This window comes from Actinacidiphila guanduensis, from assembly GCF_900103985.1.
Taxonomy (GTDB): domain Bacteria; phylum Actinomycetota; class Actinomycetes; order Streptomycetales; family Streptomycetaceae; genus Actinacidiphila; species Actinacidiphila guanduensis.
Window position 1 is genome coordinate 186,606 of the sequence record NZ_FNIE01000002.1, and the last position, 26,428, is coordinate 213,033.

At 71.7% G+C, this 26,428-nt stretch carries 21 protein-coding genes and 1 pseudogene; 10 read left to right on the top strand and 12 right to left on the bottom strand.

All coding sequences use genetic code 11. The features are described from left to right. Window positions 1–50: 50 nt before the first annotated feature. From BLR33_RS04110 to dnaA, 5 genes and pseudogenes are all read right to left on the bottom strand, one after another. Window positions 51–599 carry a DUF721 domain-containing protein gene (locus BLR33_RS04110; RefSeq protein ID WP_245771147.1) on the bottom strand — a complete coding sequence of 183 codons (549 nt, stop codon included), beginning with the start codon at window positions 597–599 and terminating at the stop codon, window positions 51–53. Between the two features lie 6 nt (window positions 600–605). Continuing rightward, complete coding sequence (gene recF, locus BLR33_RS04115) at window positions 606–1,787, bottom strand: DNA replication/repair protein RecF (protein WP_093782882.1); 1,182 nt, start codon at window positions 1,785–1,787, stop codon at window positions 606–608. A gap of 11 nt (window positions 1,788–1,798) precedes the next feature. Next, window positions 1,799–2,710: pseudogene (gnd, locus tag BLR33_RS04120) on the bottom strand (phosphogluconate dehydrogenase (NAD(+)-dependent, decarboxylating)); the annotation flags it as partial. 182 nt (window positions 2,711–2,892) lie between these two features. Beyond that, window positions 2,893–4,023 carry a DNA polymerase III subunit beta gene (dnaN, locus tag BLR33_RS04125; protein ID WP_093782884.1) on the bottom strand — a complete coding sequence of 377 codons (1,131 nt, stop codon included), beginning with the start codon at window positions 4,021–4,023 and terminating at the stop codon, window positions 2,893–2,895. A gap of 881 nt (window positions 4,024–4,904) precedes the next feature. Further along, window positions 4,905–6,815 carry a chromosomal replication initiator protein DnaA gene (dnaA, locus tag BLR33_RS04130; RefSeq protein WP_093782885.1) on the bottom strand — a complete coding sequence of 637 codons (1,911 nt, stop codon included), beginning with the start codon at window positions 6,813–6,815 and terminating at the stop codon, window positions 4,905–4,907. A 407-nt stretch (window positions 6,816–7,222) separates the two neighbouring features. Between dnaA and rpmH the strand changes: the two genes are divergently transcribed. From rpmH to BLR33_RS04175, 9 genes are all read left to right on the top strand, one after another. Beyond that, a complete protein-coding gene (gene rpmH / locus BLR33_RS04135) occupies window positions 7,223–7,360 on the top strand; it encodes a 50S ribosomal protein L34 (RefSeq protein WP_059010105.1) in 138 nt (45 codons plus the stop codon). 19 nt (window positions 7,361–7,379) lie between these two features. After that, the gene (gene rnpA / locus BLR33_RS04140) at window positions 7,380–7,778 is read left to right on the top strand and encodes a ribonuclease P protein component (RefSeq protein ID WP_093782886.1); all 399 of its coding nucleotides are present in this window, start codon (window positions 7,380–7,382) and stop codon (window positions 7,776–7,778) included. Next, the gene (gene yidD / locus BLR33_RS04145; RefSeq protein ID WP_093782887.1) at window positions 7,775–8,092 is read left to right on the top strand and encodes a membrane protein insertion efficiency factor YidD; all 318 of its coding nucleotides are present in this window, start codon (window positions 7,775–7,777) and stop codon (window positions 8,090–8,092) included. The genes rnpA and yidD overlap by 4 nt, the downstream gene beginning before the upstream one ends. Before the next feature lie 2 nt (window positions 8,093–8,094). Next, window positions 8,095–9,291, top strand: coding sequence for a membrane protein insertase YidC (gene yidC / locus BLR33_RS04150; protein WP_245771148.1), 1,197 nt, complete (start codon window positions 8,095–8,097; stop codon window positions 9,289–9,291). Window positions 9,292–9,304: 13 nt separating this feature from the next. After that, window positions 9,305–9,823, top strand: coding sequence for a Jag family protein (locus tag BLR33_RS04155; protein WP_093782889.1), 519 nt, complete (start codon window positions 9,305–9,307; stop codon window positions 9,821–9,823). Between the two features lie 141 nt (window positions 9,824–9,964). Continuing rightward, a complete protein-coding gene (rsmG, locus tag BLR33_RS04160; RefSeq protein ID WP_093782890.1) occupies window positions 9,965–10,708 on the top strand; it encodes a 16S rRNA (guanine(527)-N(7))-methyltransferase RsmG in 744 nt (247 codons plus the stop codon). A gap of 253 nt (window positions 10,709–10,961) precedes the next feature. After that, on the top strand, window positions 10,962–12,092 hold the full coding sequence (locus BLR33_RS04165) for a ParA family protein (RefSeq protein ID WP_093782891.1): 1,131 nt from the start codon (window positions 10,962–10,964) through the stop codon (window positions 12,090–12,092). Beyond that, window positions 12,089–13,192, top strand: a complete 1,104-nt coding sequence (locus BLR33_RS04170) for a ParB/RepB/Spo0J family partition protein (RefSeq protein WP_093782892.1) — start codon at window positions 12,089–12,091, stop codon at window positions 13,190–13,192. Before BLR33_RS04165 ends, BLR33_RS04170 begins: the two co-directional genes overlap by 4 nt. A gap of 77 nt (window positions 13,193–13,269) precedes the next feature. Continuing rightward, window positions 13,270–13,887 (top strand): GNAT family N-acetyltransferase, encoded by a 618-nt coding sequence (locus tag BLR33_RS04175; RefSeq protein ID WP_093782893.1) that lies wholly within the window; start codon window positions 13,270–13,272, stop codon window positions 13,885–13,887. A 99-nt stretch (window positions 13,888–13,986) separates the two neighbouring features. Here the strand turns inward: BLR33_RS04175 and trxA are convergent, their stop codons facing one another. From trxA to BLR33_RS04210, 7 genes are all read right to left on the bottom strand, one after another. Then, on the bottom strand, window positions 13,987–14,319 hold the full coding sequence (gene trxA / locus BLR33_RS04180; RefSeq protein WP_093783250.1) for a thioredoxin: 333 nt from the start codon (window positions 14,317–14,319) through the stop codon (window positions 13,987–13,989). A 74-nt stretch (window positions 14,320–14,393) separates the two neighbouring features. After that, window positions 14,394–15,344, bottom strand: a complete 951-nt coding sequence (gene trxB, locus BLR33_RS04185) for a thioredoxin-disulfide reductase (RefSeq protein ID WP_093782894.1) — start codon at window positions 15,342–15,344, stop codon at window positions 14,394–14,396. A 149-nt stretch (window positions 15,345–15,493) separates the two neighbouring features. After that, on the bottom strand, window positions 15,494–16,489 hold the full coding sequence (locus tag BLR33_RS04190) for an anti-sigma factor family protein (protein ID WP_093782895.1): 996 nt from the start codon (window positions 16,487–16,489) through the stop codon (window positions 15,494–15,496). Then, the gene (gene sigM, locus BLR33_RS04195; RefSeq protein ID WP_093782896.1) at window positions 16,486–17,148 is read right to left on the bottom strand and encodes an RNA polymerase sigma factor SigM; all 663 of its coding nucleotides are present in this window, start codon (window positions 17,146–17,148) and stop codon (window positions 16,486–16,488) included. The genes BLR33_RS04190 and sigM overlap by 4 nt, the downstream gene beginning before the upstream one ends. A 35-nt stretch (window positions 17,149–17,183) precedes the next feature. Further along, a complete protein-coding gene (locus BLR33_RS04200) occupies window positions 17,184–18,824 on the bottom strand; it encodes a protein kinase family protein (protein WP_245771201.1) in 1,641 nt (546 codons plus the stop codon). 1,028 nt (window positions 18,825–19,852) lie between these two features. After that, window positions 19,853–22,336 carry a murein biosynthesis integral membrane protein MurJ gene (gene murJ / locus BLR33_RS04205; protein ID WP_093782897.1) on the bottom strand — a complete coding sequence of 828 codons (2,484 nt, stop codon included), beginning with the start codon at window positions 22,334–22,336 and terminating at the stop codon, window positions 19,853–19,855. A gap of 26 nt (window positions 22,337–22,362) precedes the next feature. Beyond that, window positions 22,363–24,738, bottom strand: coding sequence for a DUF6049 family protein (locus tag BLR33_RS04210; RefSeq protein WP_093782898.1), 2,376 nt, complete (start codon window positions 24,736–24,738; stop codon window positions 22,363–22,365). Between the two features lie 200 nt (window positions 24,739–24,938). On the opposite strand from BLR33_RS04210, the gene BLR33_RS04215 reads away from it, so the two are divergent. Continuing rightward, window positions 24,939–26,366, top strand: a complete 1,428-nt coding sequence (locus BLR33_RS04215) for a CCA tRNA nucleotidyltransferase (protein WP_093782899.1) — start codon at window positions 24,939–24,941, stop codon at window positions 26,364–26,366. The last annotated feature ends 62 nt before the right edge of the window (window positions 26,367–26,428 follow it).

Consider the following 26,428-nt stretch of genomic DNA (forward strand, 5'->3'; position numbering starts at 1 on the left):
TTTTCCCGCCGTACGCGTGTCCGGATCGCGCTCCCGCGTGCGCCGGCGGCTCACCCGTAGGTGTCGCCGGGTCCCTTGCTGCCGGGGGCGCGCAGCCGCCCGTACGAGCGGGGCGGGCCGGCCGGGCCGAGCACCTTGAGCAGCTTCACCGTGCCGTGGCCGAGGTCGGAGTTGAGCCGCGCTACCAGTGTGGGGGCGAGCAGCCGCAGTTGGGTCGCCCAGGCCGTGGAGTCGCACTGGACGGTGAGGACGCGCGCCTCCTCGTCGTAGGTGTCCGGGGCGCAGTGCTGCGCGACCTCGGGCCCCACCAGCTGCGGCCAGCGGCCCATCACCCCGCCGACCGCGGCCGGCGCCTCCCAGCCGCGCTCGGTGATCAGCCGGCTGATCGCGGCGCCCAGCGGCAGCGGGTCACGGCCGTCCGCGCGCGCTCCGCTGCGCAGCCCGCCGCGCCGGGCCTGCTTCTTCTGCATCGCGGCGTTCCCCCGGGCGCGGGCCTGCTCCTTGGCCGCCCGCAGCGCCACCCGGGCCAGGTCCACGCCCGAGGCGCCCTCCTGCCGCGGTACGGCGGCCCCGTCCCCCAGCTGCTCCGCGTCAGTCACTGTCGCTCACTGCCGTTCCACCGTCCCGTTCTCCACCGAGAACCGCGCCCCCACCAGCACGTCCGGTACGTCGTCGTCCACCGCGGCGGTGACCAGCACCTGCTCGCCGTGGGCGACCAGCTCCGCCAGCCGGTTGCGCCGGGCGGCGTCCAGCTCGGCGAACACATCGTCCAGCACCAGCACCGGCTCGCGGCCGTCCGCGCACAGCAGCTCGTAGGAGGCCAGCCGCAGCGCCAGGGCGTACGACCAGGACTCGCCATGGCTGGCGTAGCCCTTGGCGGGCAGCGGGCCGAGCCGCAGCACCAGGTCGTCGCGGTGCGGGCCGACCAGGGTCACCCCGCGCTCGATCTCCTGCCGCCGGGCCTCGCCGAGCGCGGCCAGCAGCCGCTCGTAGAGCTCCTCGCGGCCGAGGGAGGCCGGCTCCTGCGGGTCGGCCGGGGCGCCCGGTTCGCCGAGCGAGTCCTTGTAGTCCAGGCCCACCGGCCCGCCGCCGGGTGCCAGTTGCTCGTACGCCTTGTCGGCCAGCGGCTGCAGGGCCGCCACCAGGTCCAGCCGCTGGGCGAGCAGTTCGGCGCCGGCCCGGGCCAGGTGCTGGTCCCACACGTCGAGGGTGGACAGGTCGGCGCCGCCGGTGCGGCCGCCGGGGCCCGCCGCGGTCCTGGCCCCGTGCCGGCGGGCCAGGGCGGCGCTCTTCAGCAGGGTGTTGCGCTGCTTGAGCACCCGGTCGTAGTCGGCCCGCACCCCGGCCAGTCGCGGGGCGCGGGCGGTGACCAGCTCGTCCAGGAACCGGCGGCGTTCGCCCGGGTCGCCCTTGACCAGGGCCAGGTCCTCGGGCGCGAAGAGCACGCTGCGCACGATGCCGAGCACATCGCGGGGGCGGACCTGCGAGGAGCGGTTGATCCGGGCCCGGTTGGCGCGGCCCGGGTTGATCTCCAGCTCGACCAGCTGCTGCCGGGTGTCCTGCACCACCTGGGCGCGCACCACCGCCCGCTCGGCGCCGAGCCGGACCAGCGGCGCGTCGGCCGCGACCCGGTGGCTGCCGAGCGTGGCGAGGTAGCCGACCGCCTCCACGAGGTTGGTCTTCCCGTGCCCGTTGGGGCCCACGAAGGCCGTCACGCCCGGGTCGAGGGGGACCTCGGCCCGGGCGTAGGAGCGGAAGTCGGCGAGCGACAGGTGCGCGACGTGCATGCGCCTGCCCGCTACTCGGCCGCCGTGACCGCGTGGCCGCCGAACTCGTTGCGCAGCGCGGCGATCATCTTCATCTGGGGGGAGTCCTCCTGGCGGGAGGAGAAGCGGGCGAAGAGCGAGGCGGTGATGGCCGGCAGCGGCACCGCGTTGTCGATGGCGGCCTCCACCGTCCAGCGGCCCTCGCCGGAGTCCTGCGCGAAGCCCTTGAGGTTCTCCAGGTGCTCGCTCTTGTCGAGCGCGTCCACCGCGAGGTCGAGCAGCCAGGAGCGGATCACGGTGCCGGCCTTCCAGGAGCGGAAGACCTCGCGCACGTCGGTGACCGAGTCCACGGCCTCCAGCAGCTCCCAGCCCTCGGCGTAGGCCTGCATCATGGCGTACTCGATGCCGTTGTGGACCATCTTGGCGAAGTGGCCGGCGCCGACCTTGCCGGCGTGCACGGCGCCGAAGTCGCCCTCGGGCTTGAGCGCGTCGAAGAACGGCTGCGCCTTGGCGACGTCCTCGTCGGTGCCGCCGTACATCAGCGCGTAGCCGTTCGCCAGGCCCCACACGCCGCCGGAGACGCCGCAGTCGACGAAGCCGATGCCCTTCCCGCCCAGCTCCTTGGCGTGCCGCTCGTCGTCGGTCCAGCGCGAGTTGCCGCCGTCGATCACCAGGTCGCCGGGGGAGAGCAGCTCGCCCAGCTCGTCGATGGTGGCCTGGGTGGCGGCGCCGGCGGGGACCATCACCCACACCACGCGGGGTCCCTGCAGGGAGTCCACAAGCTCCTTGAGGCTGTGGACATCGGCGAGATCCGGGTTCCGGTCGTACCCGATGACGGTGTGGCCCGCGCGGCGGATGCGCTCGCGCATGTTCCCGCCCATCTTGCCGAGACCGATGAGACCGAGCTCCATCACAGACCCTTCGTTCGAAGCTGTCGACGCGTCACGGCGATACGCGACCGCGACTCCTGCCTGATACCTGCCTGACCTGACCCGAGCCTACGTCGGCCCGGTGACCGGATCTCCGCCGGACGCCCCTTGCCGCGCCGCCGGGCGGACTTCGGCGGGGCGGCAGCCGGTCACCCGGCCGGTTTCCGGCCTTTTCGCGGCCTTCTTCCGGCCGGGTGTCAGCCGGACAGGCGGACCGGCATGATCAGGTACTTGTACGCGTCGTCGGCCTCCGCGTCGACGGCGGGACGGCCGCTGAGCAGGGCGGGCTTGGTGGAGGTGGTGAACGACAGCTGGGCGGCGGGGGAGTCGATCGCGCTCAGGCCGTCGAGCAGGAAGGTCGGGTTGAAGGCGATCGAGATGTCGTCGCCGTCGAGCTTGGCGTCGACCCTTTCCACAGCCTGTGCGTCGTCGCTGGAGCCGGCCTCCAAGGTGAGCACGCCCTGCTCGAAGCTCAGCCGCACCGGGGTGTTCCGCTCGGCGACCAGGGCGACGCGCTTGACCGCCTCCACGAAGGGGGCGGTCTCGATGACGGCGACCGAGGCGAACTCGGTGGGGAACAGCGTGCGGTACTTGGGCAGGTCGCCCTCGAGCAGCCGGGTGGTGGTGCGGCGCCCGGCGCCCTCGAAACCGATCAGGCCCTCGCCCTGCCCGGCCCCGGCCAGCGCGATGGAGACGGTGTCGCCGCTGGTGAGCGACTTGGCGGTGTCCAGCAGGGTCTTGGCGGGCACCAGCGCGACCGCGGAGATGTCGGCCTGCTCGGGCTTCCACAGGAACTCGCGGACCGCGAACCGGTACCGGTCGGTGGCGGCAAGGGTGACGGTGTCGCCCTCGATCTCGATCCGCACGCCGGTGAGCACCGGGAGCGTGTCGTCGCGCCCGGCGGCGATGGCGACCTGGGAGGCGGCGGCGGCGAAGACCTCGCCGGGGACGCTGCCGGAGGCGGTGGGCATGGCGGGCAGCGCCGGGTACTCCTCCACAGGCAGGGTGTGGAGGGTGAACCGCGAGCTGCCGCAGACCACGGTGACCCGCACGCCATCGGTGGAGATCTCCACCGGGCGGTTGGGCAGGGCGCGGGAGATGTCGGCGAGCAGGCGGCCGGAGACGAGCACCGTGCCCTCCTCGTCGACCTCGGCCTCCACCGAGACGCGGGCGGAGACCTCGTAGTCGAAGCCGGACAGGCTCAGCTTGCCGTCGTCGGCCTTGAGCAGCAGGCCGGCGAGGACGGGCACCGGAGGACGGGCCGGGAGGCTGCGGGCGGCCCAAGCCACTGCCTCGGCGAGTACGTCGCGCTCCACCCGGATCTTCACCGGAACCGCCTCCTGCTTGTTGCTGGCTGTCGGGGTCCAGTCTGACGCACCGGACTGACAGCAGGTGCGCCTTGGCGTCAAGCCGTGACATGCGTGGCGGTCGGCACCGGGCCGAGTTGTGCACAGCCCCCGCTTCGAAACGACTTCGCAGCTCTCTCTGTGCAGTCGTAGTAGTAGGGGGTGTGGATACCGTGGATAACCACTTCCACCGCAGGTCAGGGGCCGTTTTTTGTCCACCGCACCTGTGGGCGGCGCCGGTGGACAACCAGGCCCTGCTGTGGACGGCGGAAAGTTGTGCACACCCGATGCACAGGCTCCACAGGGTTCTCCCCAGCTGCGTCCCCAGAAATACCCAGGTTCTCCCCAGCCCAACCCACCTCCTTGGTGTGACGGCTTTCACTCGATCGTGTGAGTGGGGGCATCGACTTGCCGAACAGTGGACACAGGTGTGGAGAAGCGGCCCCCTCCTGTGCACAAGGACGGGCATCCTGTGGGCGGGCTGGGGACAACCACCTGTGGGCGGCCGGGAGCCGCCTGCTCCGTCCACAGTCTGTGGATCGGGCCCGCCCACATTTCCCCAGCCCGCTGAGCTGCGGGTACGGTCCCCGGGGCGGCCCGGCTGTGGAGGACGCTCTGGACAACTCCGCCGTCCCCAGGGTGTGGACAGCGCATCCGCGCCGTTTCTGTGGAGAAACGGCACAGGCGCGGAGGGAATCGAACAGGCCGGACACATGGGCACGCCGACCGGACCCGCGCGAGGGCGCCCGCCGGACCCTCGCCGGGAGGCCAGGCGGCCCATCGGCGAGCCCGGCGGGACACGGCAACGCCCCGGGAGCGGGGCTTCCGGGGCGCTTGTGCAGACGGGGACGGGGCGGCCGGCGTCAGCTCTTGATGCGGTTCGTGAGCTCGGTCACCTGGTTGTAGATGGAGCGCCGCTCGGCCATCAGCGAGCGGATCTTGCGGTCGGCGTGCATCACGGTGGTGTGGTCGCGGCCGCCGAAGAGCGCGCCGATCTTCGGCAGCGACAGGTCGGTCAGCTCGCGGCACAGGTACATCGCGATCTGCCGGGCGGTGACGAGCACCCGGCTGCGCGAGGAGCCCGACAGGTCGTCCACCGCGAGCCCGAAGTACGCCGCCGTCTCCGCCATGATCGCGGTGCCGCTGATCTCCGGCACCGAGTCGTCGCCGCCGGGGATGAGGTCCTTGAGCACGATCTCGGTCAGCTGCAGGTCCACCGGCTGCCGGTTGAGGCTGGCGAAGGCGGTCACCCGGATCAGCGCGCCTTCCAGCTCGCGGATGTTCCGCGAGATCCGCGAGGCGATGAACTCCAGCACCTCCGGCGGCGCGTTCAGCTGCTCCTGCACCGCCTTCTTGCGCAGGATCGCGATGCGCGTCTCCAGCTCGGGCGGCTGGACGTCGGTGATCAGGCCCCACTCGAAGCGGTTGCGCAGCCGGTCCTCCAGGGTGACCAGCTGCTTGGGCGGCCGGTCGGAGGAGAGCACGATCTGCTTGTTCGCGTTGTGCAGGGTGTTGAAGGTGTGGAAGAACTCCTCCTGCGTCGACTCCTTCTGGGCCAGGAACTGGATGTCGTCCACGAGCAGGATGTCCATGTCCCGGTACCGCTTGCGGAACGCGTCCGCCTTGCCGTCCCGGATGGAGTTGATGAACTCGTTGGTGAACTCCTCCGAGCTCACGTACCGCACCCGGGTGCCGGGGTAGAGGCTGCGCGCGTAGTGCCCGATGGCGTGCAGCAGGTGCGTCTTGCCGAGGCCGGACTCGCCGTAGATGAAGAGCGGGTTGTACGCCTTGGCGGGCGCCTCGGCGACGGCGACCGCGGCCGCGTGCGCGAAGCGGTTGGACGCGCCGATCACGAAGGTGTCGAAGAGGTACTTGGGGTTGAGGCGGGCCGTCGGCTCCACGGCGCCGCCGCTGCTGCCGCCCGCGGGCGCCCCGGGCACGCCAGGCACACCTGAGGAGCCGGGGCCGCCGGGGGGCTGCTCGCTGCGGGCCGGCGGGACCTGGCCGGGCTGCGGATAGGACGGACCCGGGCCCTGCCCGTAGGAGGGGCCGCCGCCCTGGCTGCCGGGGTGCCCGCCCGGGTGGCCCTGGTGCGGGACACCGGGGTAGCCGTCGCGCGGCTCGGGGCGGTAACGCCGCTCGTCGTAGGGCTCGGGCCGGCCGTCGTAGCCGCCGGGGTCTCCCGCGTCGCCGCGGGACTCGTACCTGTCGCGCCGCTCGTCGTAGGAGTCGCGGCGCTCCTCGTACGCCGGCTCGCGCCGCTCCTCGTAACTGTCCCGGCGCTCGTCGTAGCCGTCCCGCCCATCGCGCACATCACGGACATCGCGGACGTCCCTGGCATCCCTGATGTCGCGGCGGACCTCATAGGTGTCGCGGCCGTGGAAGTCGGCGCCGACCGGGACGCCCCAGCTGCCGAGCTTGGGCTGCTGCCAGTCGGCGTGCTCGGGATAGGCCGGGCGCACCCGGGGCTCCTCGGCGGGCTCCGGCGCGGGGGCCTGCTCCTGCTCGCCGCCGGAGGCGACGGCGATGGCGATCCCCACCGGGTGACCGAACTCACTGCTGAGCACCTTGGTGATCAGCGGCATCAGCCGCCCCTCCAGGACGCTCTTGGCGAACTCGTTCGGCGCGGAGAAGACGGCGGTGCCGGCCACCAGCGTCAGCGGCTGGGTGCGCTGCAGCCACTCGGCGTCCTTGGGCTTGAGCTCGCTGTCGACCAGCAGCTTCTGCAGTACCCGGGGCCACACTGCGGCAAGATCGGCAGTCACGTCGGCCACAGTGCACGCTCTCTCGGTCGCTTGGTGGTGCTGAGAACTCCCGCGAACGTGTGATCCTCCGGGCGGGCGGGAAGAGTACGAGGTTCGGTCGGCGGATCGGCCCGGGGTCCAGCCACGGTAGTCAGGGCGGCCTGTGTGGTTCAAGTCGTTGTCCACAGGCTGTGTACAAACACCCGGTGGCCGCGGTGCGAGTTTGACCGGATGGCCTAGCCGCACGTACCGTATCGAGGTCGAGTTGTCGATGGCTGCTGCCGCCTGCCTACTGATGGGCGAAGATCCTCCGGGTGCTCCGAGCCTCCGGGCGATCGTGAAAAGCGGTGTATCCGATCGGTCCGCGAGCTTTCTCGTGGGCGCACGGTGACAGCCAGGCGACGCACCGCCGAACACGATCTTCCTGGAGCCCCCGAGTGAGCAAGCGCACCTTCCAGCCGAACAACCGCCGCCGCGCGAAGACCCACGGCTTCCGTCTGCGTATGCGCACCCGCGCCGGCCGCGCCATCATCGCGACCCGCCGCAGCAAGGGCCGCGCCCGCCTGTCCGCCTGATCACCACAGGTCTCATGCCGTGCTGCCCTCCGAGAATCGGCTGAGGCGGCGCCAGGACTTCGGAGAAGCGGTTCGCCGTGGACGCCGGGCGGGTCGCCCGTCGCTGGTCGTCCATCTGCGCCGCGCCGCCACGGACCCGCACGCGCCAGGGGGAAGCGCTCCCCCGGCACGTGCGGGTTTCGTCGTGAGCAAGGCCGTCGGCGGCGCCGTCCAACGCAACCTGGTCAAGCGCCGCCTGCGTCATCTGGTGCGAGACCGCTTGTCACTGCTTCCCCCCGGTAGCCTTGTGGTAGTACGCGCGCTGCCACCCGCGGGCAGCGCGGACCACGCACAGCTGGCCCTGGACCTGGACGCCGCACTGGAGCGGCTGCTGGGCCGTGACACCCGTGGCGACGCCGAGGAGAGGGTGTCCCGATGAAATACCCGCTGCTGGCACTGATCAAGCTCTACCAGTGGACGATCAGTCCGCTGCTGGGGCCCGTGTGCCGTTACTACCCCTCCTGCTCGCACTACGGATACACGGCCGTCGACCGGCATGGTGCGATCAAGGGCACGGCCCTGACCGCATGGCGCATTCTGCGGTGCAACCCCTGGTCGCCCGGCGGCGTGGACCACGTCCCGCCGCGCAAGCGGCCGCGATGGCACGAACTGCTGCGCCGCTACCTGCGGGGCGGCTCCGACGGGCCCGTCACGCCCGAGCCCACCGGACCCTCTCACGCCCAAGGAGCCTGACCGTGGGGATCTTGAACCCCCTCTATGACGCTGTCTCGTGGATCATTGTCCAGTTCCACTCGTTGTACAGCCTGGTTTTCGACAAGGACAGCGGCTGGGCGTGGGGTCTGTCCATCGTCTCGCTGGTGATCCTGATCCGGACGGCCCTGATCCCGCTCTTCGTGAAGCAGATCAAGTCCACCCGGAACATGCAGGTGCTCCAGCCGAAGATGAAGGCGATCCAGGAGCGCTACAAGAACGACCGGCAGAAGCAGTCGGAAGAGATGATGAAGCTGTACAAGGAGACGGGTACCAACCCGCTCTCCTCGTGCTTGCCGATCCTCGTCCAGTCGCCGTTCTTCTTCGCCCTGTACCACGTGCTCAGCAACGTGGCCAAGGGCCACACGGTGGGCGTGATCCACGAGAACCTGGTGCAGAGCGCGCAGAACGCGCACATCTTCGGCGCGCCGCTCGCGGCCAAGTTCCTCGACTCCTCCACCACCGTGAGCAACCTGGGCGCCTCGCTCACCACGGTCCGTGTCGTCGCCGCGCTCATGATCGTCCTGATGTCGCTGTCGCAGTTCTACACGCAGCGCCAGCTGATGACGAAGAACGTGGACATGTCGGTGAACACGCCGTTCATGCAGCAGCAGAAGATGCTGATGTACGTCTTCCCGGTGATCTTCGCGGTCTTCGGTATCTTCGCCCCGGTCGGCGTGCTCCTCTACTGGCTGACCACCAACGTCTGGACGATGTGCCAGCAGTTGGTCGTCATCCGGCGCAACCCCACCCCGGGCAGCCTCGCCTTCAAGCAGCGCCAGGAGCGGCTGCGGGCGAAGGGCAAGCTGGTGGAGCCGCCGGAGGAGGTCAAGGCGCGCGAGGCCGTCGAGGTCGCGCGGCAGAACCGCACGCAGCCCAAGCGGCAGAGCAAGTCGCAGCGCACGTCGGGCGGCGGTACGGCCCGCAGCGGCGGGTCGGGCAGCGGCTCGGGTGGTGGTGCTCCGGCCGCCGGGCAGCAGGGGGGCAAGCAGGCCGGCGGCGGCAAGCAGTCCGGCGGGTCCGGCTCGGGCGGCGGTTCGGGCTCCGGCAAGCCCGGTGCGCCCCGGGCGGGGGCGCCACGAGCCGGTGCGCCCCGGGCGGGAGCCACCAAGCAGGGCGGCTCGTCCGGGAAGTCCTCGGGCGGCAAGGGCAAGCCGAGCAACCTGTCGAAGAAGAAGTAAGAGGAGTCCAGGCGTGAGCGACGTCAACACGACCACGGCACCCGACAGCGGCTCGGCCGCGGGCCTGAGCCGGCTGGAGCAGGAGGGTGAGATCGCCGCGGACTACCTCGAGGGTCTGCTGGACATCGCCGACCTCGACGGCGACATCGACATGGACGTCGAGGGCGAGCGCGCCTCGGTGTCGATCATCGGGGACGGCCCCAGCCGCGACCTGACCAAGCTGGTCGGCCGGGACGGCGAGGTGCTGGAGGCGCTGCAGGAGCTCACCCGGCTCGCCGTCCACCGGGAGACCGGCGAGCGCAGCCGGCTGATGCTCGACATCGCGGGCTTCCGGGCCCGCAAGCGCACCGAGCTGGCGAAGCTGGGGGCGAGTGCCGCCGAGGAGGTCAGGCAGACCGGGCAGCCGGTGAAGCTCGACCCGATGACGCCCTTCGAGCGCAAGGTGGTGCACGACGCGGTCGCCGCGGCGGGCCTGCGCAGTGAGTCCGAGGGTGAGGAGCCCCAGCGCCGGGTGGTCGTCCTCCCGGCCTGACCGGCCAGCCGCCCCTCATGTCGTGTCCGGCCCCGTCTGCTCGCAGGCGGGGCCGAATCTTGTAACCCTGATGGTGCACACTCGCGCCAGCCCTCCGCACCCTCTGCACAGAGGACCTCACCCGCAGGAAAGGACAGGCCCGTGACCGAGGCAGCAGCGGAGCTTCCCGCGCCGCCCGAGCAGGCCAGGACGGTCTTCGGCGACCGGTTCCCCGACGCTCTGCGCTACGCCGGTCTGCTCGCGGACGCCGGCGTGCGGCGCGGACTGATCGGCCCCCGCGAGGTGCCGCGGCTGTGGGAGCGCCACCTCCTCAACTGCGCGGTGCTCTCCGAGGTGATCGAGGAGGACGTGTCGGTCTGCGACGTCGGCTCCGGTGCCGGGCTGCCCGGCATCCCGCTGGCGCTGGTCCGCCCGGATCTGCGGATCACCCTGCTCGAACCACTGCTGCGCCGGACCACCTTCCTGGAGGAGGTGGTCAAGCTGCTCGGGCTCACCAATGTCACGGTGGTGCGCGGCCGGGCCGAGGAGATGGTCGGCTCGCTGCCCCAGGTGGACGTGGTGACCGCGCGGGCGGTCGCGCCGCTGGACCGGCTGGCCGGCTGGGGGCTGCCGCTGCTGCGGCCGCACGGGGAGATGGCCGTCCTCAAGGGCGACACCGCAGAGGAGGAGCTGAAGGCGGCACGGGCCGCGCTCAGCCGCCTCGGAGCCGTCGGCGCCACCGTGGTCCAGGTCGGCGAGGGAGTGGTCGATCCGCTCTCCACCGTGGTGCGGGTCCAGGTCGGCGAGAGCCCGGGCGGTGTGCGGGCGGCGACCCGGCGGGCGAAGGCGGCGCGGGCGAACCGCGCGTCCCGCCATTCAGGTGGAGGCGGTCGGCGCCGCCGCTGAGCTTCCGTCAATCTCTGTACGCCATACAAACGGCCAAACCGCTATAAATCGGAGTGTCTTCGGACACGGGCGACTGCCGCTGTGCATCGTGTTCCACGTGAAACGTCGCTCTCTACTGCCCGGAGTCCTCAGCCGTGGGCGGGCCGCGGCCGAGGCACACGCCAAAAAACCCGTCAGGGACACTCCTCCTGTGGACAGTTCCCGGGATTTGTCCACAGGCAGCCGGGGCTCGCTGGTTCAGCACCCCTCGGGCATGGCAGGCTCTTCTCATAGCGACCCTGAAGTCGAGGAGAGTGAGTCCTTGCGGTCCGACGCCAACATCGCGGGGCCGATGACCGATCCGGTCCCGGGTCCCCGCTCAGCCGACACCGCCGGCGGACCCCTTTCCGGGCCCCCGGGGTACGGGAGCGATGTTTCACGTGAAACATTGCCTCCCATGGATGACACCCCCATCGGCCGTGCTGCCCAGCTGGCCGTGGAGGCCCTGGGCCGGGCCGGTGAGGGGCTGCCACGACCTGCGCAGACGCGGGTGATGGTGGTGGCCAACCAGAAGGGCGGGGTGGGCAAGACCACCACGACCGTGAACCTGGCGGCCTCCCTCGCGCTCCACGGCGGCCGTGTGCTCGTGATCGACCTCGACCCGCAGGGCAACGCCTCGACGGCTCTCGGCATCGACCACCACGCCGAAGTCCCCTCCATCTACGACGTGCTGGTGGAGAGCAAGCCGCTCTCGGACGTCGTCCAGCCGGTAGCCGACGTCGAGGGCCTCTTCTGCGCCCCTGCCACCATCGACCTGGCGGGCGCCGAGATCGAACTCGTCTCGCTGGTCGCCCGCGAGAGCCGGCTGCAGCGGGCGATCGAGGGGTACGAGCAGCCGCTGGACTATGTCCTCATCGACTGCCCGCCCTCTCTCGGCCTGCTCACCGTCAACGCCCTGGTGGCCGGTGCCGAAGTGGTCATCCCGATCCAGTGCGAGTACTACGCCCTGGAGGGCCTCGGCCAGCTGCTGAAGAACGTGGACCTGGTCCGCGCCCACCTGAACCCGCGGCTGCATGTCTCCACGATCCTGCTGACGATGTACGACGGCCGGACCCGGCTCGCCTCCCAGGTGGCCGAGGAGGTGCGCACCCACTTCGGCAAGGAGGTGCTGCGCACCAGCATCCCCCGGTCCGTCCGCATCTCCGAGGCCCCCAGCTACGGCCAGACCGTGCTGACCTATGACCCCGGATCGAGCGGCGCCCTCTCCTACCTCGAAGCCGCGCGGGAAATGGCGCTGCGCGGCCTGCCCGAGGGCCTGAACGTCCATTACGACCCACAGCACGGTGACGCGCATGATCCGCAGCACCTTGAGCACAACCCGCACATGTCGGAGGGGATCCAGTGAGTGATCGACGCAGAGGGCTCGGCCGTGGTCTCGGCGCGCTGATCCCTGCCGCGCCGCAGCCGGCCGGGACATCGCCGGGCGGTACGCCGGCGCTGGTGCCGGACCGTGGGGTGGCCGCGGCAAAGGTGGCCGGCCTGGTGGAGCGCCGTCCGATGGACGGCGGCACCGCCGTGGCGGAGATCCCTGTTTCACGTGAAACAGAGCCGGACCTCTCGCCCTCGCCGGCCCCGGTCTCGGGCGCCTACTTCGCCGAGCTGGAGTTGGACGTCATCACGCCCAACCCCCGCCAGCCGCGCGAGGTCTTCGACGAGGACGCCCTCAACGAGCTGATCATCTCCATCAAGGAGGTGGGCCTGCTCCAGCCGGTGGTGGTCCGGCCGATCGGCTCGGACCGCTATGAGCTGATCATGGGCGAGCGCCGCTGGCGGGCCTGCCGCGAGGCGGGCCTGGAGCGCATCCCCGCGATCGTCCGGGCCACCGACGACGAGAAGCTCCTCCTGGACGCCCTCCTGGAGAACCTGCACCGGGCCCAGCTGAACCCGCTGGAGGAGGCCGCGGCCTACGACCAGCTGCTGCGGGACTTCGCCTGCACCCACGAGCAGCTCGCCGACCGGATCGGCCGGTCCCGCTCGCAGGTCTCCAACACGCTGCGGCTGCTGAAGCTTTCGGCACCGGTGCAGCGGCGGGTCGCCGCGGGCGTGATCTCCTTCGGCCACGCCCGGGCGCTGCTCGCCCTGGAGGACGCCGAGGAGCAGGACAAGCTCGCCCACCGGATCGTGGCCGAGGGGCTGTCCGTCCGGGCGGTCGAGGAGATCGTCACGCTGATGAACAGCGAGCCGAAGGCGACCCGCAAGTCCGCGGCACCGCGGGCCGGCCGCCGGGTCTCGCCCGCGCTGACCCATCTCGCGTCGCGGCTGTCGGACCGCTTCGAGACTCGGGTGAAGGTGGACCTGGGTCAAAAGCGCGGAAAGATCGTTGTGGAGTTCGCTTCGATAGAGGATCTGGAGCGCATCCTGGGATCGATGGCCCCCGGCGAGGGCAAGGTCCTGGAGAACAGGCTGGAGGACGACGCCGAGGACGCCGAGGACGGCGTCGAGTGAGGTGAGGGCACCCCGGTGGACCATCGGGGTGCCCTGTGGGGGCGGTTGGTTCACGAGAGAGACGGGGGCTTCACCGCATGGGACGCCGGCTTGTACCGCTGACGCTCGACAACCTTCCCGACATCCCCAGGCCCTGCCGGCGCTGCGTCTTCTGGGAGTTGGACCCGGTGAGCGGGGCCGCGGCCGTCCAGGCCGGCCGGCCCGAGCTGGAGAAGGAGTCCTGGATCTCCGCGGTCCTGCTGGAGTGGGGCTCCTGCGGACGGCTGGTCTATGTCGACGAGGTCCCGGCCGGTTTCGTGCTCTACGCCCCGGCCGCCTACGTCCCCCGCTCCACCGCCTTCCCGACCAGCCCCGTCTCCGCCGACGCGGTGCAGCTGATGACCTCCCGCGTGCTCCCCGGCTACCAGGGGCAGGGACTCGGCCGCGTGCTCGTCCAGACCGTCGCCAAGGACCTGGTACGGCGCGGCTTCCGCGCCATCGAGGCGTTCGGGGACGCCGCCTGGGAGACCCCGGCGTGTGTGCTGCCCGCCGACCATCTGACGGCGGTGGGCTTCAAGACGGTCCGCCCCCATCGCCGTTACCCCCGGCTCCGGTTGGAACTGCGGACGGCGCTGTCGTGGCGGGAGGACGTGGAGATGGCGCTCGACCGGCTGCTGGGCGCCGTGCAGAAGGAGCCGGCGCTGCGGCCGCTGTAGAGCGACGGGAGAACAGCGACGGGAGAACGACGACGGCCCGTCGTGTTCCACGTGGAACACGACGGGCCGTCGTGCTGTGCCGTCCTGGGCGGGCGGGACTCAGCCGATGAAGTCGGACAGGTCACGCACCAGGGCCGCCTTGGGCTTGGCGCCCACGATGGTCTTCACGACCTCGCCGCCCTTGTAGACGTTCAGCGTCGGGATCGACATCACGCCGTACTGGGCGGCGGTCACCGGGTTCTCGTCGATGTTCAGCTTCACGATGGTGATCTCGTCCGGGTGCTCGGCGGCGATGGCCTCGAGCGACGGCGCGATCTGGCGGCACGGGCCGCACCACTCTGCCCAGAAGTCGACCAGCACCGGCTTGTCGCTGGCGAGCACCTCGGCGGCGAAGGTCTCATCGGTCACGTGCTTCGGCTTGGTGTCCTTGATGTTCTCGGCCACGGCGGCCTCCTCGGAGTGTCTGGGTGCGGTAGGGAGAGCGAGAGTCTCGGGGCGCCGGAGCGTCAGGCGGCCTTCTCGGCGTCGGTCAGCGCCGCCAGGTACCGTTCGGCGTCCAGCGCGGCGGAACAGCCGGTGCCGGCCGCGGTGATGGCCTGGCGGTAGGTGTGGTCCACGACGTCGCCGGCTGCGAACACGCCGGGGATGTTGGTGCGGGTGCTCGGCGCCTGCACCTTCAGATACCCCTCGGCGTCCAGGTCGAGCACGCCCTTGAAGAGCTCCGTCCTGGGGTCGTGGCCGATCGCGATGAACAGCCCGGTGACCGGCAGCTCGGACGTCTCACCGGTCTTGGTGTTGCGCAGCGTCAGACCGGAGAGCTTGCCGTCGCCGTGGATCTCCGCGACCTCGCTGTCCCACACGAACGAGATCTTCGGGTCCGCGAAGGCCCGCTCCTGCATCGCCTTGGAGGCACGCAGGCTGTCCCGGCGGTGCACGATCTTCACCGAGCTGGCGAAGCGGGACAGGAACGTCGCCTCCTCCATCGCGGTGTCGCCACCACCGATGACGGCGATGTCGTGCTCCCGGAAGAAGAAGCCGTCACACGTCGCACACCAGGAGACACCGCGGCCGGAGAGCTGGTCCTCGTTGGGGAGGTTCAGCTTGCGGTGCTGGGAGCCGGTGGTGACGATGATGGCCCGCGCCTTGTGGACCTTGCCCGCGGAGTCCGTGACGGTCTTGACGTCGCCGCTGAAGTCGACGGCGACGATGTCGTCCGGGATCAGCTCCGCTCCGAAGCGCTCAGCCTGGGCCCGCATGTTGTCCATCAGGTCCGGGCCCATGATGCCGTCCCGGAAGCCGGGGAAGTTCTCCACCTCGGTGGTGTTCATCAAGGCGCCGCCGGCGGTGACGGACCCTTCGAAGACCAACGGGTTGAGAGAGGCACGCGCCGTGTAGAGCGCGGCGGTGTATCCCGCGGGCCCTGAGCCGATGATGATGACGTTACGGACGTCGGTCACGGGTGATTCCTCGTCTCTGCGAACTGCTGCGGGGGCCCTGGCTGGACTCTCGTCCTGCCTAACGGATACTACGGGCCCGGCATTCCCCTGGCAGTACGCCGCACGCGTGCTCGCGGGTGAGGGCGCGCACAGCGGCTCGACGCCGGTCGTCAGCGCGGATACGTGGCCTGGAAGAGCACCGTTCCGGTGCCGCCCTGCGCGCAGGAGGCGTCAACGACGACTGCGTCCACAAGGGTGCCGTCGCCGGGGTGCGGCAGCACCAGAAGATAGGAACGGATGCCGTCGAAGGTCTCCCGCTGCGTGGCCAGCGGCGGCTGCGCGTGCCCGGCTGCCTTGAGCACACAGGAGGGCACGTCCGCGGCCCCCGCACCCGGGGCCGCTCCCGGCCCGGTGAGCATAGGGGTGTTGCCGCGGTTCGGGACGGCGGGTGTCCCGCCGTTCGGCCGGTTCGCCGTACCCGAGGCGGCGAGCAGCTGGCGCACCTGGTCGCCCACCGCCTGTTCCTGGCCCGTGGAGCCCGCGGTGCGCTTCGCCGCCGCACTGGTGTCGGCGGAGCTGCCGCCGCTCCCACCGGCCGCGGTGATGCCGTAGACGGCACCACCGAGCACGAGCGCCGCGGCGGTCCAGACGCCGGCGAGGACCCCCCGCCGGCGGCGCCGGGCACGGCGGCCGGCGGGCCCGTCGTCCCGGGTCGAGCCGGACCGCGGCGAGCGGCCCGGGCCGGTGGCGGCCGCGGGGTGCCCGGCCGGACGGGTCGATGTTTCACGTGGAACATTAACGGGCGCGGGTGCGGACGTGGGCTCGTGTCCCGCAGACGGGGAAGGCGGTTCGACCGGTCCGGTCGGTGCCGTGGAATCGGGCGATGTTTCACGTGGAACATCGGCACGGGTGGCGTCGAGAAGTGCCTCGGCGGCGAGGGCGGCGTCGATCCGGGCGGCCACGTCGTCGGGGATGGGTTCGGGCGCGGGGAGCGATCCGAGGAGGCTGCGGATCTCCGCCAGGGAGGCCAGCACCTCCGCGCACTCCTCGCAGCCCGCGATGTGCCCGCGGACCTCGGCCGCGCGGTCGGCGGGGAGCAGGTCCTCGGCGAGGTCGGAGAGCACCGTGTCCTCGGGATGCGGGGTACCGCCCGCGTTCGATGTCATCGGTGTCCACCTCCGTCCTGTTCCGAGCCCGTCTGTGGGACGGATGTCCCCTCCGTCCGGTTCCGTCGTCCGCCGCCGGGGCTCTCCCCCGCGCCCGACCGGAGATGGCCCAGCAGCGGCAGCAGCCGGGCCCGCCCTCTTGCGCATCTGCTCTTCACGGTGCCGACCGGGACGCCGAGTACCTCCGCGGCTTCTGCGACCGGGTATCCCTGCATGTCCACGAGCACCAGTGCCGCCCGCTGTTCGGGCGGCAGTGTCTCCAGGGCGGCCAGCAGCTCGCGGTGGAGCTCGTGCCGCTCGGCGGGGGCCGCCGCGGACTCCTGCGGCTCCACGATCGCGTCGAGGTACTGCTCGTCGGCCACCGGCGCGGTCCGCCGCGAGGCCGCCCGGCGGGCCCGGTCCAGGCAGGCGTTCACGGTGATGCGGTGCAGCCAGGTGGTGACGGCCGACTGGCCGCGGAAGGTGTGGGCGGCCCGGAAGGCGGAGACCAGTGCGTCCTGGAGGGCGTCGGCGGCCTCCTCGCGGTCGCCGAGCGTCCGCAGCGCCACCGCCCACAACCGGTCGCGGTGGCGCCGCACGATCTCACCGAAGGCGTCGGGGTCGCCTGCCACGTGCCGGGCGAGCAGCTCGGCGTCGCCGGGCGCGGTCCCGTCCTCCAAGGCAGCCTCCCCGTCCGCGGTCGTCGGGCCGGTGCTCAGCCCGTGACGTCGATCTCCGAGATACTGCCACGGAACGGCAGGCTGCCGGAGGAGGTCTGCGGGAGCTTGGTCAGCCAGACCAGGAGGAAGCGCGCGGTCAGTTGCGAGGAGGGCGTCAGCTTGACCTTGGCGCCCGTCGCCGAGGCCACCTTGGTGAAGTCGGCGAGCCGGCTGGGCATCGAGGTCGCGTCCCTGCCCGCCGCCATGAGGTCCACCGAGGTGGTGTTCCCTATGAAGTCGACGCTCACCGACGTCACCCGCTGCGCGCTGCCCAGATCCAGGATCAGCCCGACGCCGGGCTTCAGGCCCCCGAAGTCGGCCTGGGTGTAGCTGCTGGTCTGCCAGTAGGTGGACGGGTTGCCGTCGTACGCCTTGGGGACGAGCTCCGAGTTCTCGCTGCCGTCGCCGAGCGGGTCGAAGTCCTTGGCCGTGACGATCCGGATCGGGTGGGCGGCCGGCGGCGCCGACGTGTGCTGCCCGGACTTCTGGCCGTTGGGCGTGCGGTTCGCCGAGTGGCCCCCGCGGGACTTGAGAGCGTCCGCGAGTTGCCAGCTGCCGAGGCCGATTGCCACGATCAGCAAGGCGGCCACGACGCCCTTGAGGAACTGCCCCGTGCGGCCGGGCAGCGCCGGCGGAGGAGGCGGCGGAGCCACGGGCTGGCGGGTGGGCACCCCCGGCGGCTGCGGCGGCTGCTGGTAGGCCGGCACGCGGTACGCCGGCGGGGTGTGCACGTCGACCGGGCGGATCCGCGGCAGCGCGGCGACCGCCTTGGCCAGCTCCTCAGGGGTCGTGCAGGGCGGGTCCTCACGCGAGGCGGTGGCGCCGTCGTTGGCGAGCGCCCGCATCGCGATCTCGGACAGGCCGCGGTGCACGCCTGCCCGCACCTGATCGGGTGCGACCAGGCCGACGCCCTTGGGCAGCCCCGCGAGGCCGTGCGCGTCGTCCTCGTAGGGCCAGCGCTGGGTCAGCGACGCGTAGAGCAGGGCGCCGATCGACTCGGTGTCCTGGCGCTGCGGGTGGTCCGAGCTGAGGCCGCGCAGAGCGGCCGCGACGGCCAGGCCCCGGATGCGGTACTGGCCCGAGACCGTGCGGAGCACCGCACCCGGGTCCAGCCGCAGGTGCGCCAGGCCCTCGCGGTGGGCGGCGGCCATGGCCTGGGAGACCTGGCTGACCATCTGGTACGCCTCGTACGGGTCCAGGGCGCTCGTGGCGAGCAGGTCGGCCAGGGAGGCCGCGTCCGGCAGCCATTCGTGGATGACGTAGACGAGGTCGTCCTCCTCGACGGCGTCGAGGACTTGGACGAAGCGGGGGTCGCCCAGGAGCGCCGCGGCCCGGGCCGCCGCCAGCACCGCGCGGGCGCGCGGGTGGTCGGCGGGCAGGACGTGGATGCCGACGGCACGGCGCAGCTTCTCGTCCACCGCGCGCCAGCTGCTGAAGCCGTCGACCCGGGTCACGCACTCGGCGAGCTGGTAGCGGCGGGCGAGCTTGTGGCCGCTGTGCAGCTCCGGGGCGCTGACCTTGGGGCGCGCGGCGGGCTTCGCGGCCGCGGGTTTCTCACCGGCCTCGCCGGTGGCCTTGGCAGCGGGTGTGGCGGTGGGCTTGTCGGTGGGTCCGGTCGCGGTCTTCCCGGCGGGCACGTCTGCAAGCGCGGGCTCGGCCGCGGCTGTACCGGTGGGCTTCTCGCCTGCCTCGGCGGCGGGCTTGCCGCCGGCCTTGGCGGAGGGCTCGGCGGTGGGCTTCCCGGCGGACTTGCCGTCGGTTGTCCCGGCGGGCTCGGCCGAAGCCTTGCCGGCCGTCCCGGCGGCCTTGGGCGCCGCCTCAGCGGGCTTCCCACCGGCCCTCTGCCCGTTCCCGCCCGCCGCCTTCCGGGGGCTCTTGGCGGCCGCCTCCGCGGGGCGCGCGGTGCCGCTCTGCGATCCGTTCGCCCCCGCGGCCTTCGGGATCTCCGCGGTGTTGCCCGGGACGTCGTCGATGAAGGCCATGGGGGCCTCCACCGTGTCCAGCGCGCTGACGTCCGCCGTCGAGTCGCCGCCGTCCGGCTGCGCGGCCTCCTGGGCGGGGTCGGGCTCGGCGTCCGGCTGGGTTCCCGGCTGTGTCTCCAGGACGGCGGTCTCCGCCACGGTGTTGCCCATGACGGCTGTCTCCGCCTCGGTGGGGTCGATGCGTGCGGTCTGCGCCTCGGCGGGGTCCAGGACCTCGGTCTCGGCAGTGGTGTCGGTTGCTGCGTCGGTCGCTGAGTCGTTCGCGTCGGCCGCGGGTTCGGCCGAGGTGCCGCTTGCGGTGTCGGTGGCGCTCTTCTTCCCGGACGGCTCCGGCGCGTGTGCCTGCTGCGTGGTCTCCGTGGGCCGTTCGATGGTGGTGGTCCGCGGCTGCGACGACGCCTCCTTGGCGTCGTCGCCGGCGGTGCCGCCGGTCCGGTCGTCCGTCGTGGTTCCGTCGGATGTGGCGCCGTCCTCCTGGGCGGCGGACGGTGTCGCGCCGCCCTCGTTGGCCACACCGACGGCGGCCGTGCTCCGATCCGCCACCGTCGTTCCTGCCTCCCCATCCGTTGTGCGCTCTCACGTCAGGCTGATGACAATTGTGCCCACACTCCGGCTCTATGCACGACACACAGCGGACCGGGATGGTTGTGCGGATGCCCGGTGGAGTGCGGGGCGGCTCCCGATCAGCGCCCGAGACGCCCCCGGACCATGCCGATCATGGCGTTGGTCTCCTGGATGCGCATGCGCTTGGCGGCGAAGAGGAAGAGAACGATCAGCAGCACCCCGCCCACGACGAGCGAGGCGAGCGCCCCCACCGCGCCCCCGCCGAGTGCCTTGGTGACCACCACGACGGCGATCCCGGCGGCCACGGAGCCCGGCACGCACGCCCCCACCAGCCGCGCGTACGTCCGCATGACGCGCTTGCCGTCCAGGTCGCCCCGCAGCCGCTTGCGCAGCCGCTTCCAGGCCACCCCGACGCCGACGGAGTACGCCAGGCCGTAGGAGAAGGCCATGCCGACCACGGCCCAGCGGGAGGGCAGCGCGAGGAAGAAGAGGACCGAGGCGATCGCGTTAACCGCGGCCACCACGACCGTGTTGTAGAAGGGGGTGCGGGTGTCCTCGAAGGCGTAGAAGCCGCGCAGGATCACGTACTGCGCGGAGTAGGGGATCAGGCCGACGCCGAACGCCATGAGGATGAAGCCGATGTTCTGCGCGGACTCCGCGCCGGTGCTGGCGTAGAGCACGCCGCACATGGGCACGCCGAGCGCGAGGAAGGCGAAGGAGGCCGGCACGATCGCCACCGCGGAGGTGCGCAGGCCGTAGGAGAGGTCCTCGCGCACCGCGCTGAGGTCGCCGTCCGCGGCGGCCCGGGAGATCCGGGGCAGCACCGCGGCCATCACCGAGACGGTGATGATCGCCTGCGGCATCTGCCAGATCAGCAGGGCGTTGTTGTAGGCGGTGATGCCGGTGCCCTGGTAGCCGCTCTTGGCGGCGTCGGCGCCGGCCCAGGTGGCGAGCTGGGTGACGACGATCAGGCCTGCCTGGTTGGCCAGCACGAAGAAGAACGTCCACTTGGCGAGCTTCGCGGTGTGGCCCAGGCCGTGGCCGCGCCAGTCGAACCGGGGCCGGAACTTGAAGCCGGCGTCCCGCAGGTAGGGCAGCATCGACAGCGACTGCACCACCAGGCCGAGCAGGGTGCCGATGCCCAGCAGGCGGGTGCCCTCCGGGGTGATCGTGCTGGCGTCCATGTTGGTGGAGCTGAAGGGCCCGTAGACCCAGATGAACATCAGGAAGGTGAAGATCACCACGACGTTGTTCAGGACCGGGGTCCACATCATGGCGCCGAACCGGCCGCGGGCGTTGAGCACCTGGCCCATGACCACGTGGACGCCCATGAAGAAGATGGTCGGCAGGCAGTAGCGCGCGAAGGCGACCGCGGTGGCGTAGGAGTCCGGGTCCTGGGCGATCTTCGGGGACATCAGCTTGATCAGCAGCGGCGCCCCGAACACCGTGACCGCCACGATGCCGGCCAGCACCACCATGACGACGGTCAGCAGCCGGTTCGCGTACGCGGTGCCGCCGTCCTCGTCGTCCTTCATCGCCCGCGCGAGCTGCGGGACGAAGACCGAGTTCAGGCCGCCGCCGATGGTGAGGATGTAGATCATCGTCGGCAGCGTGTTGGCGACCGCGTAGGAGTCGCCGAGGGTGGCCACGCCGATCGCGGCGGCGGTGACCAGGGTGCGGACGAAGCCGGTGACACGTGAGACCAGGGTGCCCGCGGCCATGAGCGCGCTGGATTTGAGGACGTTGCCGCCCTTGCCACCCTTCGCGGGGGCCGGCGGGGCGACGGTCGGCATCTGGCCGGTGGCGTCCTGCGGCGGCGCCTCCGGGCCGGGCTGCGGCCCCCCGGGTCCGCCGGGCGGTTGCTGGTACGGCGGGCCGTAGCGCGGGTCGGCGTACCCCTGAGCGGGTCCCTGTCCGGCGCCCTGGGGGCCTGCCTGGCCGTACCCGGCCCGGGGGTCGCCCTGGTACGGGCCCGCGTAGCCCTGCTGCTGCCCGTAGGGGTGGTCGCCCTGGTAGGTGGTCGGCTGCCCGTACGGCGGCTGCGCGTAACCGGCGCCGCCGTCGCCGGGTGCCTGCGGGTAGCCGTAGCCCTGCTGGTACCCCTGCTCGTAGCCCTGCGGGGGCTGCTGCTGGTACTGCTGCTGCTGGGAGTAGCCCTGCCGCGGGTCCTGCTGCTGGTAGCCCTGCTGCTGCGGGGGGTACGCGTCGCCCCGCTGGTCGCGGAAGAGGTGCTCGTAGGCGTCGTACACCGGCAGCGCGCCGGTCTGCCCGAGGTCGTCGACGTAGAGCGAGGCCGGGTTGTCGCCGTACGGCTGGTTGTACGTGGTCTGCTGCCACTGCTGGGCGGCGTACGGGTGCTGGGCCTGCTGTGGGGCCTGCTGCTGGGCCTGCGGGGGGTAGGGCTGCTGCGGCTGCTGCTGGTACGACGGGTCCGCGGCCTGGTCGTAGAAACCGTCCTGCCGGCCCTGCGCCGAAGGGTCCTGGCGGTAGGGATCGTAGGCGTAGGTGCCCTGCAGATAGGGGTCGGGTGGCGAGGGCTGCTGATCGGACGAGTGGGGCATCCGGCCCGCAGAGTCGCGGTCACCGTCATACGGCGCGTTCATCAGTGCCCCACCTTATTGTCCGCTGGCTATCCGTCCACTTTCTCACCTGCCGGAGACCGCTCCGGGCTTTCCTGTCCGGTGTTCGCGGCAGGGTCACCCGGCTGCCCGGGGTCGGTGCCGTCGGTGTCCGCAACCCCGCCGTCCGCTCCGCCGTGCCCGCCGCCTGCAGCGGCGTGCCGCTTGCGCTGACGGTAGATGCGTACCCCGGCGAGCACCAAAAGCAGCAGACCCGCCGCGATGATGAGCATCACCAGGTCCGTGACGTTGGTCAGCTGGACCTTGAAGTCCACGGCCTTGTCGTAGAGCGCGCCGTTCTGCGTGTAGAGCTGCGCCGTGATCTGCGCCGGACCGTTGGCGCTCGCCGTGGTCTCGAACTTGAGAGTACGGGTGTGGCCGCCGTCGATCGCGATCGGCTGCTGGGGGTTCTTGATCTTCAGCCGGATGTTGGAGTCGGAGCTGAGCCGCAGCACCAGGCCGGTGATCGGCTGGCCCAGGTCGTTCTTGACCGTCACCGGGATGGTGCCGCTGCGGCCGGAGAGCGTCAGATCGGACTTGCTGAGGATGTGGACCGCGCCGATGAGGTCGGTGAGGTAGCGGCCGATCGTGTTGCGGTAGATCTTCTCGCCCCGGGCGTCGCCCCGCCAGTTCGTGGACGTCGCCCGCAGCATCGCGTTGCGGAACGGGACGGTCACCCGGTCCTTGATGGTGAGGATCACCACGAAGTCGTCGAGGTTGAGCTGCACCTCGTGCAGCTGCCTGAAGGCGTCCGCGGGCAGTTCCTGCGCCCGCAGCGACTTCGGGTAGGCGTGGGCGGACGGCACGTGGCGGGAGGCCAGCGGGTCCGCCTTCGCGGACAGCACCCCGTTGAGGTCGGTGGGCTCCACCCAGTCGCCGGCGTCGGTCTGCCGGATCGCCTCGGCCATGGCGGCGGCCTGCGCGGCGCTCGGCATCCGCTGCGGGGCGACCAGGATCGTGCGCTGCGTGTCGGGCGCCTGCATGGTCACCAGCAGCGTCTGGGCGATGTACTGCTGCACTGCCAGGTTGGCGCTCTGCCTGCTGCCCATGTCGCCCTCGAACGCGGTCGACAGGGCCGCGTCGGCGACCGCGGCGGTGGTGCCGTGGCCGATCGGGCGGGCGGCGTTCGGGGTGTAGACGAGCGAGGCGCGCTCCTGGAGGGAGTCGCTGCGGGCGATGACCGTGTCGGCCCCGCCGTCGCGGGCCACCGAGACGATCGAGGGGTCGATGGCGCCGTCCTGCGGCCAGGCGACCTTGGAGGTGGCCTGGATGCCAAGGATGGTGTCCACGGTGGTCTTGCCGAGGGCTGTGCCCGTCTTCACCAGGCTGACGTTGCTGTGGTCGTCCGCGCCGTTGTGGGCGAGCGAGGCGAGGTCCGGGTCGCCGAAGGGCAGCGCCACCACCTGCTGGTTGGCGACCGCCGTCTTCAGCAGGTTCAGCCACTGCTTGGCGACGGCCGAGCCGGTGCCGGCCGTGGTCCGGGTGATGTCCCCGTGCGGGCCGGCCACGCGGTAGGGCTTGGTCATCGCCTCCACCGTGGCCAGCAGGTCGGGGTCGACGACCCAGGTGATCGGCAGCTGCTTGCCGGTCTGCACCAGCTGCCACAGCCGGCCGCCGCCGTGGCCCGCGGCGTCGCCGGGCTTGAGCTCGGCGGCCAGGGAGTCGTCGAGGAAGATCGGGCTCTGCTGGGAGTCGATGTCGCCGCGCGGGTCGATGTGCGGGCGGTCGGTGAGCGGCCACAGGTAGCCGATCCGGGTCGACTTCGCCGTCTCGCCCGAGGGGTACCAGGGCACGAAGGTGCGCTTGATGCCCAGCACGTGGTCGTAGGGCTCAGCGCTGTCCTGCCCGTCCAGGCCGATGCCGATGCCGTAGACGCCGGTGGCGCCCAGGTCGAGGGCGCTGACCGGGAAGGTGATGGTGAAGGGCTCGCTGCGGCCGGGGGCGAGGTCGGGCATCGTGACCGTGTGGCCGTTGATCTCCGGGCCGTCCTTGGCCGCGTCGAAGACGGTCCGGGTGGCCTCGGCCTCTATCGCGCTGCGGGAGCGCAGCGGGCCGGTGCCGGCGATGTGGACGGCGATCTTGGCCGGGCCGATCGTCACGCGGCTGTTGTTCACCACCGAGCCGCTGACCGTGATGGTGTCGCCGGCGGCCGGGATGCGCGGGGAGATGGAGTTCAGCGTGACCGCGGCCGTACGCGACCCGGTGCCGTTCCTGGAGCTCTTGACGGCGGCCAGCGAGGGCGCAGAGCCGGGGGTGAGGGCGCCGGCACCCGTGGCCTGGAGCAGCCCGGTCAGGAGCGCGGCCCCCGTCAGCAGCGCCGTGCCGCGCAGCCCCCGCCGGCGTGGTGCCGACGGCCTCGTACCGGCTGCCTGTGCCGCCTCGCCCACGCGCTCGCCCGTCCCTCACTGGTCGTCTGTCGTTCGGTCGTGTCGTTCGGTCGTGCCCTACGGTTGTGCGTGCTGGCATCGTAACGATCGCGCGTGTGCCCGCGTGCTACGGAGTCGGTCGTCGACTGTCACAGCTCGGCACCGTCTGCGGCGGGAGACCGGGAGCGGGGCCCGGCCCGCGCCCCGTACCCTTTGTCGTTGTGCCGAATGCCAGCAATGCCGCCCAGACCCCGCAGGCCCGCCACCGGATCGAGCCGGTCGCCGAAGACCTCGGCCGGCTCTTCCGAGCCGCCGGGTTCCAGCTCGCCCTCGTCGGCGGCTCCGTGCGCGACACCTTGCTCGGCCGGCTCGGCAACGACCTGGACTTCACCACCGACGCCCGCCCGGAGCAGGTGCTGAGGATCCTGCGCCCGTGGGCGGACGCGGTCTGGGAGGTCGGCATCGCCTTCGGCACGGTCGGCGCCCGCAAGGACACCGAGGACCGCGACTTCCAGATCGAGATCACCACCTACCGCTCCGAGGTCTACGACCGCACCTCCCGCAAGCCCGAGGTCTCCTACGGCGACACCATCGAGGAGGATCTGCTGCGCCGCGACTTCACGGTCAACGCGATGGCGGTCGCCCTGCCCGGACCGGACTTCATCGACCCCTACGGCGGCCTGGACGACCTGGCCGCCCGGGTCCTGCGCACCCCCGGCACCCCGGAGTCCTCCTTCTCCGACGACCCGCTGCGGATGATGCGCGCCGCCAGGTTCGCCGCGCAGCTGGACTTCGAGGTGGCGCCCGAGGTGGTGGCCGCGATGACGGAGATGGCCGACCGGATCTCGATCGTCTCGGCGGAGCGGATCAGGGACGAGCTGAACAAGCTGCTGCTGTCCGCGCACCCGCGCAAGGGCCTGCGGCTGCTGGTGGACACGGGCCTGGCCGACCGGGTGCTGCCCGAGCTGTCCGCGCTGCGGCTGGAGCGCGACGAGCACTTCCGGCACAAGGACGTCTACGAGCACACCCTGACGGTGCTGGAGCAGGCGATCGACCTGGAGACCGACGGCCCCGATCTGACACTGCGGCTGGCCGCGCTGCTGCACGACATCGGCAAGCCCAGGACCCGGCGGTTCGAGCCGGACGGCCGGGTCTCCTTCCACCACCACGAGGTGGTCGGCGCCAAGCTCACCAAGGCCCGGATGACGCAGCTGAAGTACCCCAACGACCAGATCAAGGACGTCTCCCGGCTGGTCGAGCTGCACCTGCGCTTCCACGGCTACGGCAGCGGCGAGTGGACCGACTCCGCGGTGCGCCGCTATGTCCGCGACGCCGGGCCCCTGCTGGAGCGGCTGCACAAGCTGACCCGCTCGGACTGCACGACCCGCAACAAGCGCAAGGCGCTCGCGCTCTCACGCACCTACGACAGCCTGGAGGCGCGGATCGCCGAGCTGAAGGAGCAGGAGGAGCTCGACGCGATCCGGCCGGACCTCGACGGCAACCGGATCATGGAGGTCCTGGGCATCCCGCCGGGGCCTGCGGTCGGCCGGGCCTACCAGCACCTGCTGGAGCTGCGGCTGGAGAACGGGCCGCTGGGCGAGGAGGGTGCCGAGGCGGCGCTGCGGGAGTGGTGGGCCGCCCAGCAGTGAGCCGACGGCCGGGCGATGTTCCACGTGGAACATCGCCCGCCGAGTCTCTTGCCCGCGAAGCC

Bases quoted from the DNA above. Each gene is read 5' to 3' on its own strand.
- BLR33_RS04175 (WP_093782893.1), top strand. From the start codon at position 13,270: ATGGGACGCCGGCTTGTACCGCTGACGCTCGACAACCTTCCCGACATC.
- murJ (WP_093782897.1), bottom strand. From the start codon at position 22,336: ATGAACGCGCCGTATGACGGTGACCGCGACTCTGCGGGCCGGATGCCC.
- yidD (WP_093782887.1), top strand. From the start codon at position 7,775: ATGAAATACCCGCTGCTGGCACTGATCAAGCTCTACCAGTGGACGATC.
- BLR33_RS04190 (WP_093782895.1), bottom strand. From the start codon at position 16,489: ATGACATCGAACGCGGGCGGTACCCCGCATCCCGAGGACACGGTGCTC.
- recF (WP_093782882.1), bottom strand. From the start codon at position 1,787: ATGCACGTCGCGCACCTGTCGCTCGCCGACTTCCGCTCCTACGCCCGG.
- BLR33_RS04165 (WP_093782891.1), top strand. From the start codon at position 10,962: ATGGCAGGCTCTTCTCATAGCGACCCTGAAGTCGAGGAGAGTGAGTCC.